Below are 19614 nucleotides of genomic sequence, written 5' to 3' on the forward strand. Positions count from 1 at the left end.
GCTTCTTTTCGTTTGGCTAAAAATTAAAACCCAAGATATTAATAACACCTTGGGTTAAGAGCTTAGTACAAAACCTTTATATTTTTATTGTTCGTTTTTATTCTTTAGGCGCTTGTGTTAGTGCACCCACTTCAAGTAGTGGTGAAGCATCTAATTTGTCTGCATCCATCATGGCTGCAATGCGCTGCATAGAGGAAAGTAATAAAGACTGCTCCCATTCGGCCAAACCAGAAAACTTTTCTATAAAGTGTTCTTGTAATGGTTGAGGGGCTTTAAGTAGTAATTCTTTCCCTTTTTCGGTGAGATGTAAGCTCACTCGACGTTTATCCATTTGGCTTCGAACGCGCGTAACCAGATCTCTGCTTTCAATTCTGTCGAGAATATTAGTCACGGTTGCTGGACTTAAATTTACATTTTGCGCAATGCGGCTAGCAGTGATGCCATCAGTTTGAGACACTTCGTGCATTATAAGCAACTGTGGGCCAGTTAAACCGGCTGTTTTATTAAGTTGCTTAGAATGTAAATCAATCGCTCGGATCACTTTACGTAAAGATACCAATAACTCGTCATATTTTTGCATGTGTTTATCTCGTCGAAAAGCAATGCTTTGCCATAATCGCGAAATGTTACACATCAAATAAATTGAATTCAAATTAAAAATTTAATTTTTTACTGCAGTTACTCGTCTTTATTGATTAGAGTAGAAACTAATTCATCTTAAAGCAAGTGCACTTTAATTAAGTGTTTTTAATAGGTGGGGCGTTTAATTAAGCGTTTTAGCGCTGTTTTAAGTAATAGGTACACCGCTAAAATTTTTTTAAAAGTGTATTTTATGTGTTTGGTGTGCAATTAATCAAAGTGTAGATTAAGTAAGCTTATGATATACAACTATCAATATGCTCACAATGATTACCTTAGTGAGCAAAAATTTATTTGATTGGTTTATACTTTACGTTATATGTAAGAGTATTGAACGTTGTGATTATTAACATTAAAGGGAAAGGCATGAAGTTATCGCCATCAGTGAGTATTGAACACACCGAAACCGGTCTTGAGTTTATTAACGTTGAAAGTGATTTATGCAATGCAAAAATATTTTTGCAAGGTGGTCAAATTACGCAATTTACACCGAAGGGTAAGCAACCTCTTATTTGGGTGTCGGGTAATGAAACGTTCTCAGAAGGGACGAGTATTCGCGGTGGTATTCCTATTTGTTGGCCATGGTTTGGCGCGCATGTAAATACTGGCTGGCCCGCACATGGTTTTGCTCGCACTAGTGTATGGCAAGCCGACGAGGTGCATGAATCTGACGAGTGTATTACGGTTAGTTTAAAGCTCCCTGTGAAGCTTATTAACTCTGAATATTGGCCGCACGAGTCGGCATTAAAAGTGGAATTTGTTTTAAGTGATTCTCTTGAAGTAAAATTAACCACAACAAATTTAGGCAGTAAGGCGTTTAGCTATACACAAGCGCTGCACACATATTTTCCAACATCAGATATTACTAATACACACGTTGAAGGCTTGCAAGGCGCGCAATATATTGAATTTGCTGAAGGGCCTTTTACGCAACAAGCGGTTGTTGGCTTTGAACGTGAAACCGATATGGTTTACACCCAAGCTGCACCTGTGCAATACATTAATACACCCGAAGGCGTTATCAAGGTTGGGCGAGCAAACTCTAGTTCGTGTGTACTTTGGAATCCGTGGATTGAAAAATCAAAGCGCTTGTCTAATTTTGCTGACGGTGAATACAAAACCATGTTATGCCTAGAAGCCGCTAATGTATTAGAGGATGCGGTTACCCTTGAACCACAGCAAAGCCATACGTTGGTAACATCTATAGAGTGGGCATAATAAGATATGCTTGATTAGGATTCTTAAATTTTAAAATAATAAAAAACAATATAGGAAATAGTGTGTTTAATAATCAGCAAATAACGGATTTACCACAACACAAAAGCATTGAGTTTAAAGCGCTTGCCGATAAAGCACTGCTCCATGCTCAGCTTAACTGGTTAGTATTTTATATTCCCTTTAGCGCAATATTAGCCGCTATTTGTTACTTCAACGAAAACTTTGCCAATAATATGCAAACGTATTTATTAATTGGTATGCCTATTTTAATACTCATCTCTATGCTTTACAGCGTTGCGAGTATTAAATTGCAGGGTGTGGCTATGCGCCAGCACGACATTGCGTTTAAAAAAGGAATTATTTGGCAGCGGGTTACTATTTTACCGTTAGCACGCGTGCAGCACATTGAAATACATCGTGGACCTATTGAGCGAAAGCTGGGTTTAGCCAGTTTAAAACTGTATAGCGCCGGTGGCATGAGTGCCGATTTGCAAGTAAGTGGGCTTACGCACACTGATTGTAAAAATATGCGCCAGTTTGTTCAAGATTACCGCCAAGAACACACGTCTACACAGGCTGTACCAGCCGATGAGTGATTTAACACCTCACCCCACACAAACGGATGCTGCTCACGCGCAACTGTGGCAAAAAGTATCGCCTTGGGCGCTTGTGTATTTTGTTGCCCATTTTGGTGTGCGTTTTGTGCGCGACGGCATATTTAACTTATTACCGCTTGGTTTTGTATTTGTTACACAAGTAGAAAATAAACTTTTTTGGGGGCAAATTGCAGCAGCAGTGGCTGTAAGTGCGTTGCTTTTATACTCTATTTTATATTACAGAAACTTTAGGTTTTGTATTTCAAGCGATAACGAAATACTGCTTAATAAAGGCGTTTTTAAAAAAGAACGTTTAACGCTTAAATTTGAGCGAGTTCAAAATGTAAATATTGCTGAGCCTTTTTACTTTAAACCAGTAACGCTGGTTAATTGTATTTTTGATGCGGCGGGTAGTGCGGCTCAAGAAGCTGTATTGCCAGGAGTAACCCAAAGTTATGCAGAGCAAATGCGAAAGCAAATATTTGCTTACAAGGCCCAACAGCAGCTTGAGCCAGATACGGAAGTAGAAACCGACGAGGCTGCAGAGCAAAGTAGTTTGTTTATTTCTAACAAAGAAATAGCTAAGTTTGGTTTAATGTCGAACATGGCTATTTTAGCGTTAGCAGCCATTGCACCGCTCATAAATGTGGTAGCCGATGTGCTTGAAAAGCAGCTAATCACAAAAGTAGAAGGCTTTTATGAGCAAGAACTTGGCCTTGTAGCCAGTGCGGCGTTATTTGCCATATTCACATTATTTGTATTTGTGGTACTTATTGCTGTTTTGCTGTCGGTGGGGATGTCGCTGATCCGCTTTTATAATTATCAGCTTTATTTTAAAGGTAAAAAGTTTAAACGCATTGCTGGTTTATTAGAGCGCCACCAGTTATCTATGAGCTTAGATAAAGTGCAGTCGATTGTCATAAAACAAAATATTATTGCCCGATTACTCAAGCGCTTTACCGTTGAATTTTTACAAGCGAGTAGCGGTGGTGCAATGGCGGGCATGGCCGCTAAAAAAAATAAACAAACCTTAGTACTACCTGTATTAAATAACGAGCAAGTTAACAGTGTATGCCAGTGGATTTACCCGTGGTTTAACAATAGCGCTCTGGCATTTAAGCAGGCAGAGCGCGCTCTTTGGTATAAAAACTTAGTTTTGTATGCATTGTTACCTAGCTTACTTGTGGCTGTTTTTTGTTATTTTAATGAGCTAAATTACTTTATTAGCTTGGGTGTACTTGGTGTATTTGCGGGCTTGGTTACTCTGTCGTATCAGCGTTATGGCTACTATTTACATGAAGATAATGGCCGATTTTACATGGTTGTACGCAAGGGCATGATTGGCGTACATTACCGCGTGTTTGAACTTTATAAAGTACAAAGTGCTAGCAGCGAAAGTACCTATTTAATGCGAAGATCAGGACTGAAAAGTCTGTATATACAACTTGCTCACGGCTTTGCGTTTATGCCATACATAAAAGAGCAAGATGCTGATTTTGTGATTGATTTTACTCTTAAACAGGCTGAGTCAGACACTCGTAGTTGGATGTAACGTCTTTAAGCAATAAAGTATGTGCAAAAACACATTTGCACATGCTTTATTACACTTTTTTACTGCAATCCCAGTTAGTTTAATAATACTCTAAGCATTATTAAAGATACTACTTAAGGGATTATTGTGAAAAAGTCACTCATTGCCTCTGCTTTGTTGCTTACTACCCCCGCATTCGCTGCCGACTGGCAAACCATTCATACCGAACATTTTAATGTGCACTACAGCATTGAGCATATTGATTTTGCTAAATCGACCGCTGTTGAACTTGAAATAATACGCACCAAAGTGCTTGAGCAGCAAAATCGTGCACTCGATAAAGTAGTCGACGTTGTCGTGTTTGATCCCTTAAATGCGGCGAACGGGTTTGCCTTGCCTACATCGAACAACCCTGTGATGGCACTTTTTACTACGCCACCGCAGTCTGATACGGTGATTTCGAATAGCCCCGGCTGGCAGCAATTACTGGTGTTGCATGAATATATTCATTTAGTGCATTTAGCGCAGCCTACACGTAACCACTGGCAACAAAAAGTGCGCGGTTTATGGGATATTTACGACTTAACCTACAGTGATACACCGCGTTGGGTTGCTGAAGGATACGCAACATTAATTGAATCTAAAATGACAGGACGAGGGCGATTATTTGATAATTACTCTGAGTCGATATTGCGTGAATTTGCCCAGCAAGGTGCGTTACCAACCTATGGCCAATTGAATAGTGATAGTGGTTTTATGGGGGGCTCAATGGCCTATTTGATGGGCAGCCGGTTTTTATATTGGTTAGAGCAAACATTTTCAGAGCAAATCCTTGATAGTGTATGGACCCGAATGCAGGCGGTTAAGTTACGTGACTTTGATGAAGCGTTTGAAGGTGTGTTTGGGCAAAGCGCAGCCAAGTTGTATCGCCGTTTTATAGCTGAATATACGTATAAGGCCATGCAGCAAGAGCAAGAAGAGCAACCACTTAATAGTGAGTTATGGCTTGAGCTTGATTTATACGCTAGTAATCCAGCGCTTTCACATGATGGCAGTAAGCTTGCGATAGTTGAGCGTAATGAAAAGCGTGATACTAAGCTGGTTATTTATAGCACCGAAGATAACACCAAAGCGATGAATAGCTTTGAAAAAGCGCAAAAAACGCTAATTGAACAAGATCCGCTCGATATACCTGATACGCCGCCGAGTGTATTTAAGCGTGAACAAAAACAAATACTTAATCAAATAAACCGGGCTGGTATAGCTAACCCTCAATGGATAAATAGCACGACACTGTATTTTAATGCCTATAGCACTGAAGAGTCGGGCATTTATAATCGGGTGTCTGATATATTTAGCTATAACATTGAAACCGGCAACGTAGAAAAGCTAACCGAGCTTGCAGGTATCAGGCGCTTTAGTGCAACAAGCAACGGTGAAGTTGTGTATGCAGAGCAAATACGTGATGGGTATTCTGAATTAGTAAAAGTAGATATAAACACCGGTGCCATAACGCCTTTGTTCAAAAAAAGCTTAAATACCGCATACGATTACCCCACGCTTAGTCCTAATAATAAAAAATTAGTTTATTTATCAGCTTCTTTAAACGAAAACTGGCAAATGTATATACAAGATGTTGACAGGGGTATTAGCCAGTCGGTGCCTATGCCAAACGGATATCAATATTTAACCCAACCTAGTTTTAGTATTAATGGCGAATCAATTTACTTTGTTGCTGGGTTAAATAATACGACTGATATTTATAACTATCATATAGCCAGCAATACCCTTAAGCGATTAACACAAGGGCAAGAAGCTGTTGCTCACCCCATAGAAATGCAAGATGAGACACTGCTTTATTTATCGATTCATGCCGACGGCCCTGATATAAAAAGCCTAGCAAATAGCAGTATTAGCACCACGGTGACCGATTTAGCTATTAATAGCAAAGCCCCGTTATTAATAGCTAATGAGCACACGTTGCCAGAGGCTAAAGTATACACCCAAGATGTTGGCGAACAGCGCGATTATGCAGTACTTGATCAGCACGCAACCTTTGCGTTGGGTTCTCAGTATTATTCTGCATCGACCAGCTTATTAAGTCTGGGTATTAAAAGCAGTGACTTATTAAAGCAGCTAGACCTGCAAGCGGGTTATAGTATTGATGTAAACGATAGCGCATTACATGGCGGGTTTGTAAATGCTAAATATAATGCGCTTGATGTTAAGTTTAAACTCGCTTTGTATGACTACAACTTAGATACTTCTCGTCAATATCAAGCTGTAAGCCCAAGCAATTTAAATACAAAAAGAGATGCGCGTGGTGGGTTTGTAGCAATGAGCTATCCACTTAAGTTTGGACAATTAAGTCTAACGCCCGAGCTGGCTTATAACTATACCGATTATAAACAAAGCCATACCCGTTGGGCGCGTTTAGGTTTTGCTCAAAGTTGGCAATATGACCGCCAAACGTTTGCTATAGGGCAACGTGTTAATGCCCGTTGGTACGAAGGAAGAGGTGAAAACAATTGGCAGGGTTATGACCTAGATGCCAGTGTATTTGGTAAGGTATTTAACGCTCCTTTGTACATCAACTTTACACAGAGGCAGAGAGACGATGCACGCCTTGCGCTAGGCGGGTTTAGTTCAAACCTTATTAATCAACACTACAGTAGTGAATTTGTGCTGGCAGCTGACCTGCCTTTTTACAGCGCAACTGCCGATCGTTACCAAGGGTATGGCGGTGGAGTTACTTATAAAGAAGGTATGCCATGGCTTTATTACACTCAACATCAATTAGATGACAGCGTTTATGCACAAAGTTACGGTTTAAAATATCAAGGTGACTTTAGCTTTGGCATGGGGCCTGCGGGTGTTAACGATTTAACATTTAATATGGGGGTTTCGCGGGTTGAGGGCAGCAGCTTTGATGATGAAATGCGTGCGTGGCTAAGCTTCTATTATTCGCTTTAACTAGGATGAATGAGTTTACTTGAACTGTGGATTGTAAACCGATTAACCACAGTTCAATTTAGCCTGCTATTTATATTGCAGCGACAACAACTTGGCTTGATATACGTCTAACTTTTTATCGTCTCGTTCATATTCAATTGCTTTTTTGAGAAGTCGCTTTGATCGCTCAGTTTTGCCTTGCTGGTAGCGAACTTTAGCAAGTTCTAAGTACAACTCAGAGATATAGGGAGCTTTAAATAAAGCGAGCTCTAAGTGGTCTTTTGCTCGATTAATATAACCGGTTTGTAATTCGTTTTTTGCTAAAGCAAGCAGTTCATAAGGATCTCTTTCTTTGTAATTTAATTGGCTGGTTAGTTGCTCTGCAAGTACAGTTTTACCAAGTTGTTTAGCTAATACTTGATAGTTGTTAATTAAATTTATGCTCGATAAATTATTGTTTATAGCTGTTTCGTAAATTACTTCTGCTGTTTTTAAATCACCCGCACGGCGATGTAAAATACCTGCCATGTTAAAAAGCTCAGGATCATTTGGGGTAAATTTGTTGGCTTGTAGAATAAAAGAATAAGCAGCGTTAAGATTTTCTTCAGCAAATGCTTTAGCTGCTAAGTTGCCATAAAATTTAGCCACTAAGTCGTTGTAGTTGGCGCTGCCTGAATAAAAGCTACCGCGTGTAGGAAAATAATCGATAAGCGTACCTGGGCGAAAAACCTGAATAACGTTATCTTTTTTCTCAAATTTTGGTGCATACACCATGGTTCTAAAATGATTAGCTACATAGACCATTCCACTTTCTTTTGCGTACACAGGTTCACTAGTAACTTCTTGAAAGCTGGTTTCTAGCCCCAGCGTATTGGCATAACTTTGTGTAAGAACCGCTAAACTAATACAGTTGCCGTGTGCGCGAGTCAGAGTTTGCGAAGAAGTTAATGTGTCACCATGATAACTAAAATCGCTAAGTTGATTTTCTAAATAGTTGTAAATAATACGATCGGTTCTAACACCATTTAGTTGCTGCTGGTCGGCATAAGCTAAAAAGCGTTTTTTTTCGGCGTTTGGCAATTCAAAAATATTCAACTCGCTGGGAGTGTCTATTTGTTTAAAGTGGGTGTGATTAATAAGCGCAGTAAGCTGGGGTTGCTTGATTGCATGCGTTGTTGGAGTGCTTTTACATGCACTTAAAAATACCAAAAATAATGTAACTAATACTATAGATTTCATAAGCCACCTCAATGTGATTTTTAACATTACATTGAGGTGACTTTTTAATCAAGCGGTTATTGTTCGTTGTTTATTATGACGATTTTTTTGCGATTGTTTTTTACGTTTGTGGCGTGTGAACCATAAATAAAAGCCAGTAGCGCTTAGCCATAGTGGGCTTAGACCTATAAAACTCCACAGTATTTTACTTATTAGGCCAGCAAAATAACCAAAATGAAGCTTACGAAAGCTGTCTAGCACTTTCCAGCCAAGACCTACTTGGCGTATATCCCAATTGGCAATATGCTCACCAGTGATTTTGTTATACGAAACGGTATTAGCGTATTCACTTGCCAGTGGGTTAGTGGAGTTTACTTCACCAAATACAGTAATGTTGTCATCAGGCTCTAATGGCATAACCAAGTAAGTGCTGTTGAACGTAGCTATTTGTTGCTTGCTGTCATCTAAAATATCTTGGAAGGAAACAGTTTTGCTATACAGGTTTTTGGTTAGGGCATGATGTTCTTCTTCAGCATGTTCAAGTACTTCGTGATACCAAACGGCACCATTAAAATATCCACCGGTTATAGCTAAAACAATTAAAATAGGTGAGCCAATAACACCAGTCATTTTATGAATATCACTTAATACGATTTGTAATGTTGCGCGCCAACGCACGGTAAATAGGCGTTGCCAAAACTTTCGGTAAATAATAAGGCCGGTTATTCCGAGCACCAATAAAAATAAAGCAAAAAAGAACCCCAAAACGGTGCCTGTTTGGCCTGGTAAGCTTTTTAAATCATTGAGTAAAAAGGTGTAATGGAGTTCTAAAAACCAATCTGTAAAATAATGGCTCGTTCCCACGGGAGTTGACAAAATATCACCAGTATATTGATTTAAATGAAATTTATACCAAACTTGCGACTCGCGCTCGATTAAGTAAACCCGATCAGCTGTATCGTCGTTAAAAATTTCCCAGCTACCGATGACATACTCAGGGTAAGCGTTCTGAGTGATGGAAATTAACTCATCCATATTCAAGCGTTCAGGTTGAGTGCTAATCACAAAATGACTTTCGGGCATAAGTAGGCCATCTATCTCGCTTTTAAATACGAGCACACTGCCGGTAATACTAATTACAATTAATGGAATAATTGCAATGAGAGCAATCCAGCTATGAATTTTGAAAAGTGTTTTTCTCATGGGTTATCGTTATCTAATTCACCTATATACAAATGATATCAATTGTTATTTGTATTTAATAGTAATTGAGTAAGTATTCGGGAAATTAATAAACTGTGCACATTACATAACATATTTTGTAAATATAAGTTTCCAGTTCCTTGAAAGGGTTTTTGCTGTTTAGTTGAGTTAAATTAACTTCACTCTACAATGCCGCGCTCACAGTAAAAGCCTTTTAAAACATATGTTTAATAAATGTTTTTATTAAGTAATTAAAGTAACCGTTATGTAACAGCGAGGTTGTTTTGGCGCACTATTTGCCTATTTTGTCTTCATTTATTTTACTTTTTAGTTTTTTACCATTGCTAAATAAAATTAGAAAAAACAGAAGTGTTTCTGGTTTATCTTTGTTGATGATGACATTTGGAGTCGCACAAAGTCTCTATTTCATAACGTATAACATTTATTTTGAGCGATACTTTATTGCTTTACCTTTTTTTGTAACAGGCGTATTGAGCGGCTTGATCTTGTACTTTTTTGCCCGTTACAACGCCGCAAAGCAAGAGCGGCTGCAATTAATACTCATGCTTGGCTTTTCGCTTATGCCTTTTTCGCTGTTATTAAGTCCAAACTTTGATACCGCATGGGTGCTCAACGCACTTACTTATGTAGGATTGGTGATGAGCTCAGTGCGCGTAATGCCACAAACCTACAAAACGCTGCGCACAGGTGATGTAAGTAATTTAAGTGCTCGTTACTTTAGTTTGCAGTTCATAGCGGGCATTTGTGGCTTAGTTGTTGAGTTAACAAATACCATACCAAGTACTTCACACTTACTTATGTTTATCATGTTGTTGCTGACTAATGCTGTGCAATTTGGTTGCATGCAATATTATAAAATGCGACCAGTAATGGCTTAATGTTTTCATTTATATTTAGGTAAATATATGGCATGTTACTTTATCGTTATTCAAAGGATAGAGTATGAATTGGGAGCAATTTGGCTATTTATGCCGAATAAATAGTTCAGCACAGTTAAGCAAAAGCGATAAGCTAAGGTTAAGTGAAAAGGCGAGCCTAAGCATATATCAAGGCGATAACGACGATAGTGAACTTGCAAAAGCGCTAGTTGTAGGTGTTGTGTCGCAAGACGAAATAGCCGCGCAAAAAAGTGCAACTTATTACCAGTGTTTACCCAAATTAATCAACGACTTTAAATTTGAGCATAAAGGCTGGCTTGTTTATTTGACGTTTGTTTTTGCGTTTTTTTGTTTATCTTCTCTTCTTTACCAACTTTTTGTTGTTCCTGCATTTGTAGACATGTATAGCATGAACCTACGACATGATCACAATACCTTTGATAGCTATTTTCGCTATTGGTATGTTCCGATAATAATATTGTTTTTGTTGCTCAGCTTCATACTCAGCGTAATTTTAAAGCTCAAAAACGCCAGTATATTGAGTGAGTTAAAGCCGTTTTCAGGCTTGTTTAAAGTGTTTTTCCCACGAAAACTAGTCAAAAACTACGAAACACTAACTGCTATTTTATTTGTTCCATTAAGCTCAGTAAATTCAGGTGTTACAACCACAGAAACAAAGCATTTATATGAGTGTGAAGCACTGGGATTAAATGCTCAAGATGAGTTTGAAGTACTGTTACAGCAGCAGTTAAAACAGTTTAATCAGCTCGCAAAACGCTTTATTAATAAACTTATAATTATTTATGGTGCAGTGATTGTTGTCTCTATTTATTTGTTTGTTTCAGCGGCCTATAAACCACTATTTATGTATGGAGAAGTATTATGAAAGCAAAAGGATTTACGCTCATAGAGTTAATGGTGGTTGTATCAATTATTGGTATTTTGGCTGCTGTAGCATTGCCTCAATACAGTAAATACATGCAAAAGGCAGAGCTTGTTGATCCCCTTGCTATGGCGGCTGCAATAAGAGAAGACGTAACTGTGTTTTACCTCGAGAATAAACGTTTTCCTAATAATAATGAAGAAGCGGGTGTGCCTGCTAGTCAATACTTAATAGGGAATAGGGTAACGGGAATTACTATTAAAAACGGTGCCATACATATTGCTTTAGGCAACAAAGCATCTCGGCCTTTACAAAATACCACATTAACGTTTAGACCAGCAGTTGTTGAGGGCAGCCCCTCTAGCCCAATTTCTTGGTTGTGCGGCTTTGATCAGCCAGTCACAGGTATGAAAGCGATTGGCGAAAATAAAACCTCAGTGCCAAAAGATTTATTACCCTCGGCGTGTATTTAAAATACTAGGGAAGCTAATGCAATTAACTATTCACCAAATTGATGCGTTTACACACACTTTATTTAAAGGCAATTATGCAGCTGTTATCCCACTTGAGTCGTGGTTGGATGATGACCTAATGCAAAACATAGGCGCTGAAAACAACGTATCTGAAACTGCGTTTACCTGTAGGCAAACCGATGGCTGTTTTGCTATTCGTTGGTTTTCACCTTTAATGGAAATAGACTTTTGTGGCCATGCCACTTTGGCTGCTGCGTATGTATTATGTGAAGAACATAATGTATCGCAAATTCGCTTTATCGCTGATGCAGTAGGCGAGCTTATTGTTAATAGAAACAATGATGGCAGCTTTGCTATGACATTCCCTAAACAAGCACCTGTAGAGGTTAAAAACCCGCCACAGACACTGTTAAATGGCTTGTCTATACAACCTATTAAGGTACTTAAAAATCGCCAAGCTTACTTTGCTGTTTATGAATCTGCTAAACAGGTGGAGAACTTAATTACCGAGTCGCTACTCTTAAAAACGTTAGCGCCACACGATGTAGTTGCCACTGCGCCGAGTGATGAATACGATTTTATTTCTCGTTATTTTTGGCCTGCCAGCGGTGGCGATGAAGATTATGTCACGGGCTCTATTCATACAGGGCTTGCTCCATATTGGGCAAAACTGTTAGATAAGACACAATTAACTGCCTATCAGGCATCTAGCCGAGGTGGTCATATACAGTGCGATGTTGGGGAGTCAACGGTAACTTTAACAGGTCATGCTGTTAGGTATTTAAAAGGCACAATTTACCTTTAATGGTGATATGGATTAAGTTTATAAAAAAGGCCACAATCAATGTGGCCTTTTTTTTTACAACTACTTACGCTTCTAGTGCTTTTGCAATTAAGCGATCAATATACTTTTTATGTGCTTTAGCTGCGGTATCTGCGCCCCATGACAGGCTTGTATCAGCTATTTCGGTTAGCTGATATAACGCAGCCGTTTTAGCGAGGTTATCAAACTTACTTGGTTTGCCTAAACCTGCAATGGCAATCAGTTGATTTACATATTCAATTTGTAGGTTATGACTGATTGAGCTGACTTCTGCGTCTTTAACAAAAATGCTCGCTGTTAAATCCCCCATAAATTGATTTAAGCTATATTCGTTTCCGTATAGCGCGGTATCTGAAATACGCAGTAAAACCGCCGGATGCAATAGTTGTGCAAGCACAGACTTTTGCATTCCTAAAATCATTTTATGAGGTTTAGGGTCTTCATTTTTACCATAATGATTAAACCCGCGGCGCTGTTGCTGCATGAAATTATAAAGCGGTTGCATGCTTTGTAATACATCAGGTGCAAACACGTATTCGGCTAAAATTTCCATGGCTTGGGTTTGTTTTTCAAGTGGCACTGGGGTGAAAGGTTTGTCGGCGTTTGCATCACCTACAACGGCGCGCTCTACATACACTCCACCAATTTGACGAGACACAATACCTGCCTGCGATCTGTATTGGCCAAATAAGCTATTGGCTGAGGTGACAAGTTGCTGGTAAGAGTCGCCTTCAACAGTGGCTTTATCTTTAAGCTCAGTAAATAGTTTATTGATAAGTGCCATACGGTCTGCACCATAGGCTGCTGGGTTTGATGATAAGTCACCAATCATAACACGGGGATCGATATGACGGCCCGGCGCACGCATGTCGTCAGCATCGTTACCAAACGCTAATGCATGCTCACTAGAACGCGCAAGAATTTTACTAAGGCGAGCTTGCTCGGCAGATTCATCAGCCAGCGCTACGCTGTATCCGTAGTTAATAGCCCAGTCGTCGTAAGGACCTGGTTTAGTTTGAAAAATATCCCCTTGCTGCATGCCAATTGGTGCAATATTAGCCGGTGCGTAGTCCATTACTGAGCCTGTTACGATACCTTGGGTTTTACTCTTGTCGTGCACTTCTTTTTCATCCCACAAAATAGATGATTTCATGTTGTGGTTAAGGCCCAATGTATGACCTACTTCATGCAGAATAAGCTGTGTTAACCCTTGGCGTATCATTTCGTTTTCTTCAATGCTATCGCCAGCAGCTAAGCCCTTTGCAAGCATAAGGTTTTGTTGAATTTCATGACCTAATGAGCAGTTTAATTCACCAGTATGTGTACTATTGCTGTGGCTCATAGCGCCTTGTGTATAAAGGGTGTCGTAAATCCAGCGATTTTTCATAAATACAAACTCAAGCATAATGTCTGAGCCCAGTATTTCGCCTGTTAGCGGGTTGGCAAGTGCAGGCCCGTAGCCACCAAAGGGAGGCTTAGGCGATGAGGTCCAACGCAGTACATTGTAATTAATGTCGCCTGCATCCCAGTCGGCATCATCAGGTTGTACTTTTACTTCTAAGGCATTTTTAAAGCCTGCTTTTTCAAAAGAGCTATTCCACGCAAGTACGGCGTCTTTTATTGTATCGCGCCACTCTATTGGTGTAGTGTTTTCTATCCACCATGTAATTGGTTTTACAGGCTCTGAAAGTGCAGCGCTTTGATCTTTCTTTTGTAAATCCCAGCGCTTAATTACATCTTCGTAAGGCGTCCAATCAGTTGACGTCATTTGATCAAACTGGTTTGTGAAATAGCCAATGCGCGCATCGTCTAAACGAGGTTGATAACTGTTTTTAGGTAATGCGACAAATGAATGCTGAACCTTCACCGAAACACTACGCGGGTCACTTACTGCGCCAGAGCCACGAACGGTTGGACTTGCATTGGTAAATACGTAATCGACGACAACGTCTAAATTATTAGGGTAAGGACGCTGTTTAATAATACGCGACTTTTTGCTGTCTAATTTACCCACTTTAAAACGTTTTTTAGCATTTTTATCTGCAGGGTTAATAGTTGGAGATACTTTATGAAGTGCTTCACTTAAAAATAACTTATTGACGTTAAATGCAATTTTACCGTCTTCTTCTTTTTCTATTTTAATACTCGCGAGCACGGCTTCACTAATGTTTGCATTGCTGGCTTTTGAAATGGCACTGTTCTCGTCAAATTTATAACGAGGTGTTTTACTTATAATATCGATACGGTCGAAGTACTTTCTAAACTCAATGAGTTTGGTTTCACGGTACGATCCACGAAAGTGTCCTGCATCAGTCACCCCATCAACAGTATGAGCAAAATAAACGAAAGGAGTATCAAGTTGCGATTCGTTAATGACCATTAAGTGCTTACCCGTTTTTTCGTCCTGATAAAGGTTAAATACACCGGCAAATTCGGTTTGTCCTTTGATCATTTCACTTAATGTTTTTGGTTTTTTTTCGTCTTTTTTGTCATCGGCAAAAGCATGGCCGCTTAGGGCAATACTGAGCGCAAGAGTTAGGGTGGTTAGTTTCATAATGTCATCTTTTCGTTTGTTAATTTATTTTTACTGTACGTAATTTCAATTTGTTTCGTACAACAAATCGATGAAATAATACCTTTTTTATTTAATGTATTGATTTTAAATAGTAAAAGTTTGTAACAAAATATAATTTTATGGCTATATAATCTAATTTATAATTAAACGATTCATTATGAGAAGTATAATTAATGCACATTTGTAACAGTTGCTTACAAATGTCACGTAATTGTTTAATTAAGCTCTGTTATTATGGCGTTAATAGAAATTTGGGGTAATTAGGATATGCAAACAAATTCACTTAGATGGGTTTTTCCATTTGTTGCGCTTGCGATAGGAGTTGTTGGTTTTAAAGCAATAAACGCGCTTGCCAGTGAGCAAGAAAAAAAGGCGTTAGTTGATACGCGACCAACCGTTCAAGTTGAGCCGGTTTCGGCTAACGATCATCAGGTTATAATTAACAGCTATGGTGAAGTAAAGCCGCTGGAAAATACACAACTGTCTGCACAGGTATCGGGAGAGGTACTGAGTTGGCATCCGAACTTTGTTGCCGGTGGGGTTGTAGCGCGTGGTGAAACCTTATTTTCAATTGAAAAAGATAACTACGAAGCTGCAGTGCTCGTGGCTGAAGCTGAACTTGCTCGCGCCCAAGCGGGTTTAATTGAAGAACAAGCGCAAGCAAAAGTAGCTGAAGACGAAGCAAAACGCTTTCCAAGTAAAGCACGTACCGATTTATTTTTACGCAAGCCTCAAGTGCTTAGTGCGCAAGCAAATGTTAAATCAGCACAAGCAGCATTAAAACGTGCGCAGCGCGATTTAGAAAACTGTGATGTTAAAGCACCTTATGATGCACTTATTGTGAACCGTAATGTAGGTGTGGGCCAATACGTGACAATGGGCTCTCAAGTTGCTGAGTTAAACAATATAGAAACAGCTGAAGTTATTATTCCTATTGCAGGCTTTGATAGTGTGTTTTTGCCTGAGCGCATTAAAGGGATTACTGCAACCGTTATTCAAAAAGGCCTTAATAGCTTTACCCGTGAAGGTGTTATTGACCGCGATTTAGGCATTGTAGATAACGCAACACGTATGAGCAGTTTAGTGGTGCGAATTGAAGACCCGTATGGCCTTAAAAATAAGCAGCCAGCAATTAAGTTTGGCAGTTACGTACAGGTTAATTTTGCCGGTACGACATTAAGTAATATCTATCGTTTACCCCAGGCGCTTGTTAACAACCAAACCGTTTGGGTAGTTGGTGAAAACCAAACCCTTGAACCAAGAAAGGTAACGGTAATACGAGAAGAGGGCGAGTACTTCTATATTAGTAGTGGCCTAAAAGCTGACGATAAGCTGGTGGTTACGTTACCAGAGTACCCTCAAAAGGGAATGGAAGTTAAAATAGCAGGTGCGCAACCGGCACCTGAAAGCTCTGATGTGAGCACCTCAAATACGCAACAGCTTTAAGGTGTAATACAATGAGTGAATCAACACAAACAAAACAAACAGGGTTAATAGCTTATTTTGCTAATAACTCGGTTGCTGCAAACTTAATGATGTTGTTTATTATTGTTATGGGCTTTTTAAGCTACAAAACGATTCAGCGACAAATGTTTCCTAATATAGAAATTAACTATATTAACGTAAACGCTAATTACCCAGGTGCCTCTCCTCAGGAAATTGAAGAAAGTATTCTTATAAAAATTGAAGAATCACTTAAAGATATTACCGAAATAAAAAAAGGCGTGTATCGCGCATTTAGAAACGGCGGCTCTGCAAGTCTTGAAATTCATACAGACGCAGAACTTACCGATGTGCTTGATAAAGTAAAATTGCGTGTTGACGGTATTGCTACTTTTCCAGCTGGGATGGAACCGGTCACCATAAGTCAGATTGAATTTAGACAAGATGTAATAGGCATGACACTGGTTGCTGACTTGCCTTTATTTGAGCTTAAGCCGATAGCAAACAATATCGAAGATGAATTGCTGCAATTATCTAATGTATCGCTTGTGGTCAATGATGTACCGCTTGATGAAATAGCGATTGAAATCGATCCAGATACATTACGCCAGTACAATTTAACAATTTCAGATGTTATGAATGCCGTGCGTCGTTACTCAGCTAACTTTTCGGCAGGTCAGTTAAAAACGGATGCGGGCGTTATATCAGTTCGTGTTGAAAACCAATTTTATTCAGGCGAAGAATTTAGACAAATCCCGGTAAAAATTGGCGAGTATGGTGCCAAAGTTTTACTGCAAGATATTGCCACAATTAAAGATCAATTTACTGAAGGTGAACGTTATTTTAAGTTTAATGGTGAAAATGCCGTTTATTTATCAGTAAAAGCAACGCAATCACAAAATATTATTCCGGTAGCTGAATCGGTTAAAGCGTATATTGATAAAAAGAATAAAGAGCTCCCACCGGGTGTGCGTATAGAGCCTTTAATGGATATGACGTACTACCTAAATGCTCGCTTAGATATGATGAAATTAAACCTTCTTCAAGGTGCGATTTTAGTCGCAATTATGTTGTCGTTATTCTTACGCTTTAAGTTGGCATTGTGGGTAATGATAGGTTTACCAGTGTGCTTTTTAGGCGCGATGATGGTGATGCCACTATTTGGTATTAGCATAAATATTATCTCGTTATTTGCGTTTATCATGGTGCTAGGGATTGTGGTGGATGACGCCATAGTTATAGGCGAAGCCGCATACAGTGAGGTTGAAAAAAGTGGCGGCGGTGTCGATAACGTTGTACGAGGTGCAAAGCGTGTAGCGACCCCAGCGACATTTGGTGTACTTACTACCATTGCTGTATTTGCGCCGTTTACGCTTTCGAGCGGCCCTGAAAGTGCCTTTTTTTACGGTATTGCTGTTGTTGTAATGCTGTGTTTGGTATTTAGCTTAATTGAATCGAAACTTATATTACCTGCGCATATTGCACATACACATTTTACTCCTATTAAAAAAGGTGGCTGGCGAGATAGATTTAATACCCGCTTTTTTGGTTTTGTAAATGGCCCATATAAACGGTTTGTTTCCAAGTGTGTTGAATGGCGTTGGACTGTTTTATTTAGTTTTATTGCTTTATTAGTCGTGACTTTTGCATTAATTGCTTCAAATCAGGTGCGCACTATTCCTTCACCTAAAGTCCCGCATGATTTCCCACAAATTAATATTGAAATGAATGACAACGTATCCGACATTCAAACTATTAATGCTATTCGTGAAATAGAAGCGATGGTGCTTGAGGTAGATAAAGAAACAGAGCGTCAAACAGGTCAAAAAATTATCCGCGATTTACTCGTGTTTAACCAAGGCCGCACAGAGGCGCAATTATTAGCCCCATTAGTTGATGAAGACTTACGTCCTTACGATGCGTTTGAATTATCGCGCCGTTGGCGTGAAGCCATGCCTACTATTGCAGGTGTTAAATCGTTAACTATTCAAGACGACGTAGGCGGCGGTGGCGGCAACGGTGGTGGCGAGTTTGGTTACCTTCTATTTGGGTCTGATATCGATACATTAAACGAAGCTGGGCGTCGTTTTATTCAATTACTTCAGCAGCAAGAAGGCTTGTTTGATATAAGTTCAACCATAGATCCTGCGAGTAAAGAAGTGCAAATGAGTTTAAAACCCGTTGCCTTTGATTTGGGGTTAGACTTAGCCAGTATTGCCAATCAAGTAGGTGCCAGTTTTTATGGTGGCGAAGCACAACGCGTAATTAGAAATGGTGAAGAAGTCCGTGTAATGGTTCGTTACCCTAAACTTACACGCGAAGCATTTTCATCACTTAAACATACAGTGGTGACTACACCAACAGGGCGCGAAGTGTTATTGGGTGATGTGGTTGAGCTAACCGAAACACCTGGTATTAGCTATATTCGCCGTGAAGGTGGCTATCGAACTGTTTATGTGTACGGCAGTATTGATGAAGAGCAAATTGAGCCGGGCGAAGTGGTTAAACAGGTAAAAGAAAACCTATTACCACAGCTTAAAGAAGAATACCCAAGCGTTAAATCAGAACTTGGTGGTGCTATTGAGGAGCAACAGGCGCAAGCCAATGAGCAAATGTTGTTTTTTGCAGGAGGCATGATATTAGTTTACATACTGCTTGCTGTACCACTAAAAAGCTATTCACAACCGCTTATTGTAATGTCGGTTATTCCGTTTAGCTTAACGGGGGCTATTTGGGGGCACTACTGGTTTGATTTGGATATGAGCTTAATGTCTGGCTTTGGTCTTATTGCTGCGGCGGGTGTTGTAATTAATGACTCCTTGGTTATGACCGACTATGTAAACCAGGTACGTAAGCAAGGCGTTAGCGTTAAAAATGCTGTAATTGAAGCCGGCTGTGCGCGTTTCAGAGCAATATTACTCACCTCAATCACTACGTTTGCTGGTGTGTTGCCTATTATGTTTGAAACCAGCCTACAGGCTAAGTTTGTAATTCCTATGGCAGTTGCGCTGGGATTTGCAGTTATGTTTGCAACCTTAATTACGCTTATTCTTGTACCTTGTTTGTACATTATATTAGGTGATATTGGGGCGCTATTTAAAAAGACTTACCGACGTATTTTTAAGCGAGGAAATGTAGAAGTGTCAGTTGATAGCTAATTT

Annotated in this window: 14 protein-coding genes; 10 read left to right on the plus strand and 4 right to left on the minus strand. The window is 39.5% G+C overall.

Going from position 1 to position 19614, the window contains the following annotated elements; all coding sequences use genetic code 11:
- Positions 1 to 97: 97 nt before the first annotated feature.
- On the minus strand, positions 98 to 580 hold the full coding sequence (locus tag ATS76_RS04355) for a MarR family winged helix-turn-helix transcriptional regulator (protein ID WP_008131907.1): 483 nt from the start codon (positions 578 to 580) through the stop codon (positions 98 to 100).
- Between the two features lie 425 nt (positions 581 to 1005).
- On the opposite strand from ATS76_RS04355, the gene ATS76_RS04360 reads away from it, so the two are divergent.
- The 4 genes from ATS76_RS04360 (at position 1006) to ATS76_RS04375 (ending at position 6957) form a co-directional block, all read left to right on the plus strand.
- Complete coding sequence (locus ATS76_RS04360; protein ID WP_058551202.1) at positions 1006 to 1857, plus strand: D-hexose-6-phosphate mutarotase; 852 nt, start codon at positions 1006 to 1008, stop codon at positions 1855 to 1857.
- Between the two features lie 62 nt (positions 1858 to 1919).
- Positions 1920 to 2453, plus strand: coding sequence for a PH domain-containing protein (locus tag ATS76_RS04365; RefSeq protein WP_058551203.1), 534 nt, complete (start codon positions 1920 to 1922; stop codon positions 2451 to 2453).
- On the plus strand, positions 2446 to 4005 hold the full coding sequence (locus tag ATS76_RS04370) for a PH domain-containing protein (RefSeq protein WP_058551204.1): 1560 nt from the start codon (positions 2446 to 2448) through the stop codon (positions 4003 to 4005). The genes ATS76_RS04365 and ATS76_RS04370 overlap by 8 nt, the downstream gene beginning before the upstream one ends.
- 126 nt (positions 4006 to 4131) lie before the next feature.
- On the plus strand, positions 4132 to 6957 hold the full coding sequence (locus ATS76_RS04375) for a TolB family protein (protein ID WP_058551205.1): 2826 nt from the start codon (positions 4132 to 4134) through the stop codon (positions 6955 to 6957).
- A gap of 66 nt (positions 6958 to 7023) precedes the next feature.
- Here the strand turns inward: ATS76_RS04375 and ATS76_RS04380 are convergent, their stop codons facing one another.
- Both ATS76_RS04380 and ATS76_RS04385 read right to left on the minus strand, forming a co-directional pair.
- Positions 7024 to 8175, minus strand: a complete 1152-nt coding sequence (locus tag ATS76_RS04380; RefSeq protein ID WP_058551206.1) for a tetratricopeptide repeat protein — start codon at positions 8173 to 8175, stop codon at positions 7024 to 7026.
- Positions 8176 to 8223: 48 nt separating this feature from the next.
- A complete protein-coding gene (locus ATS76_RS04385; protein WP_058551207.1) occupies positions 8224 to 9357 on the minus strand; it encodes a PepSY-associated TM helix domain-containing protein in 1134 nt (377 codons plus the stop codon).
- Positions 9358 to 9641: 284 nt separating this feature from the next.
- Here ATS76_RS04385 and ATS76_RS04390 point away from each other — a divergent pair, with 284 nt between their 5' ends.
- From ATS76_RS04390 to ATS76_RS04405, 4 genes are all read left to right on the plus strand, one after another.
- The gene (locus tag ATS76_RS04390) at positions 9642 to 10256 is read left to right on the plus strand and encodes a SemiSWEET family transporter (protein ID WP_058551208.1); all 615 of its coding nucleotides are present in this window, start codon (positions 9642 to 9644) and stop codon (positions 10254 to 10256) included.
- Positions 10257 to 10320: 64 nt separating this feature from the next.
- Entirely contained in the window at positions 10321 to 11142 is an 822-nt protein-coding gene (locus ATS76_RS04395) for a hypothetical protein (RefSeq protein ID WP_058551209.1), read from the plus strand.
- On the plus strand, positions 11139 to 11612 hold the full coding sequence (locus ATS76_RS04400; protein WP_006792506.1) for a pilin: 474 nt from the start codon (positions 11139 to 11141) through the stop codon (positions 11610 to 11612). Before ATS76_RS04395 ends, ATS76_RS04400 begins: the two co-directional genes overlap by 4 nt.
- Before the next feature lie 16 nt (positions 11613 to 11628).
- Positions 11629 to 12417, plus strand: coding sequence for a PhzF family phenazine biosynthesis protein (locus ATS76_RS04405; protein WP_058551210.1), 789 nt, complete (start codon positions 11629 to 11631; stop codon positions 12415 to 12417).
- A 64-nt stretch (positions 12418 to 12481) separates the two neighbouring features.
- Here the strand turns inward: ATS76_RS04405 and ATS76_RS04410 are convergent, their stop codons facing one another.
- On the minus strand, positions 12482 to 14989 hold the full coding sequence (locus ATS76_RS04410) for a zinc-dependent metalloprotease (protein ID WP_058551211.1): 2508 nt from the start codon (positions 14987 to 14989) through the stop codon (positions 12482 to 12484).
- 288 nt (positions 14990 to 15277) lie between these two features.
- Here ATS76_RS04410 and ATS76_RS04415 point away from each other — a divergent pair, with 288 nt between their 5' ends.
- Complete coding sequence (locus tag ATS76_RS04415; RefSeq protein WP_058551212.1) at positions 15278 to 16456, plus strand: efflux RND transporter periplasmic adaptor subunit; 1179 nt, start codon at positions 15278 to 15280, stop codon at positions 16454 to 16456.
- Positions 16457 to 16467: 11 nt separating this feature from the next.
- Positions 16468 to 19611, plus strand: a complete 3144-nt coding sequence (locus ATS76_RS04420) for an efflux RND transporter permease subunit (RefSeq protein ID WP_058551213.1) — start codon at positions 16468 to 16470, stop codon at positions 19609 to 19611.
- The last annotated feature ends 3 nt before the right edge of the window (positions 19612 to 19614 follow it).

The sequence above is a fragment of the Pseudoalteromonas sp. 10-33 genome, from assembly GCF_001469195.1.
Taxonomy (GTDB): domain Bacteria; phylum Pseudomonadota; class Gammaproteobacteria; order Enterobacterales; family Alteromonadaceae; genus Pseudoalteromonas.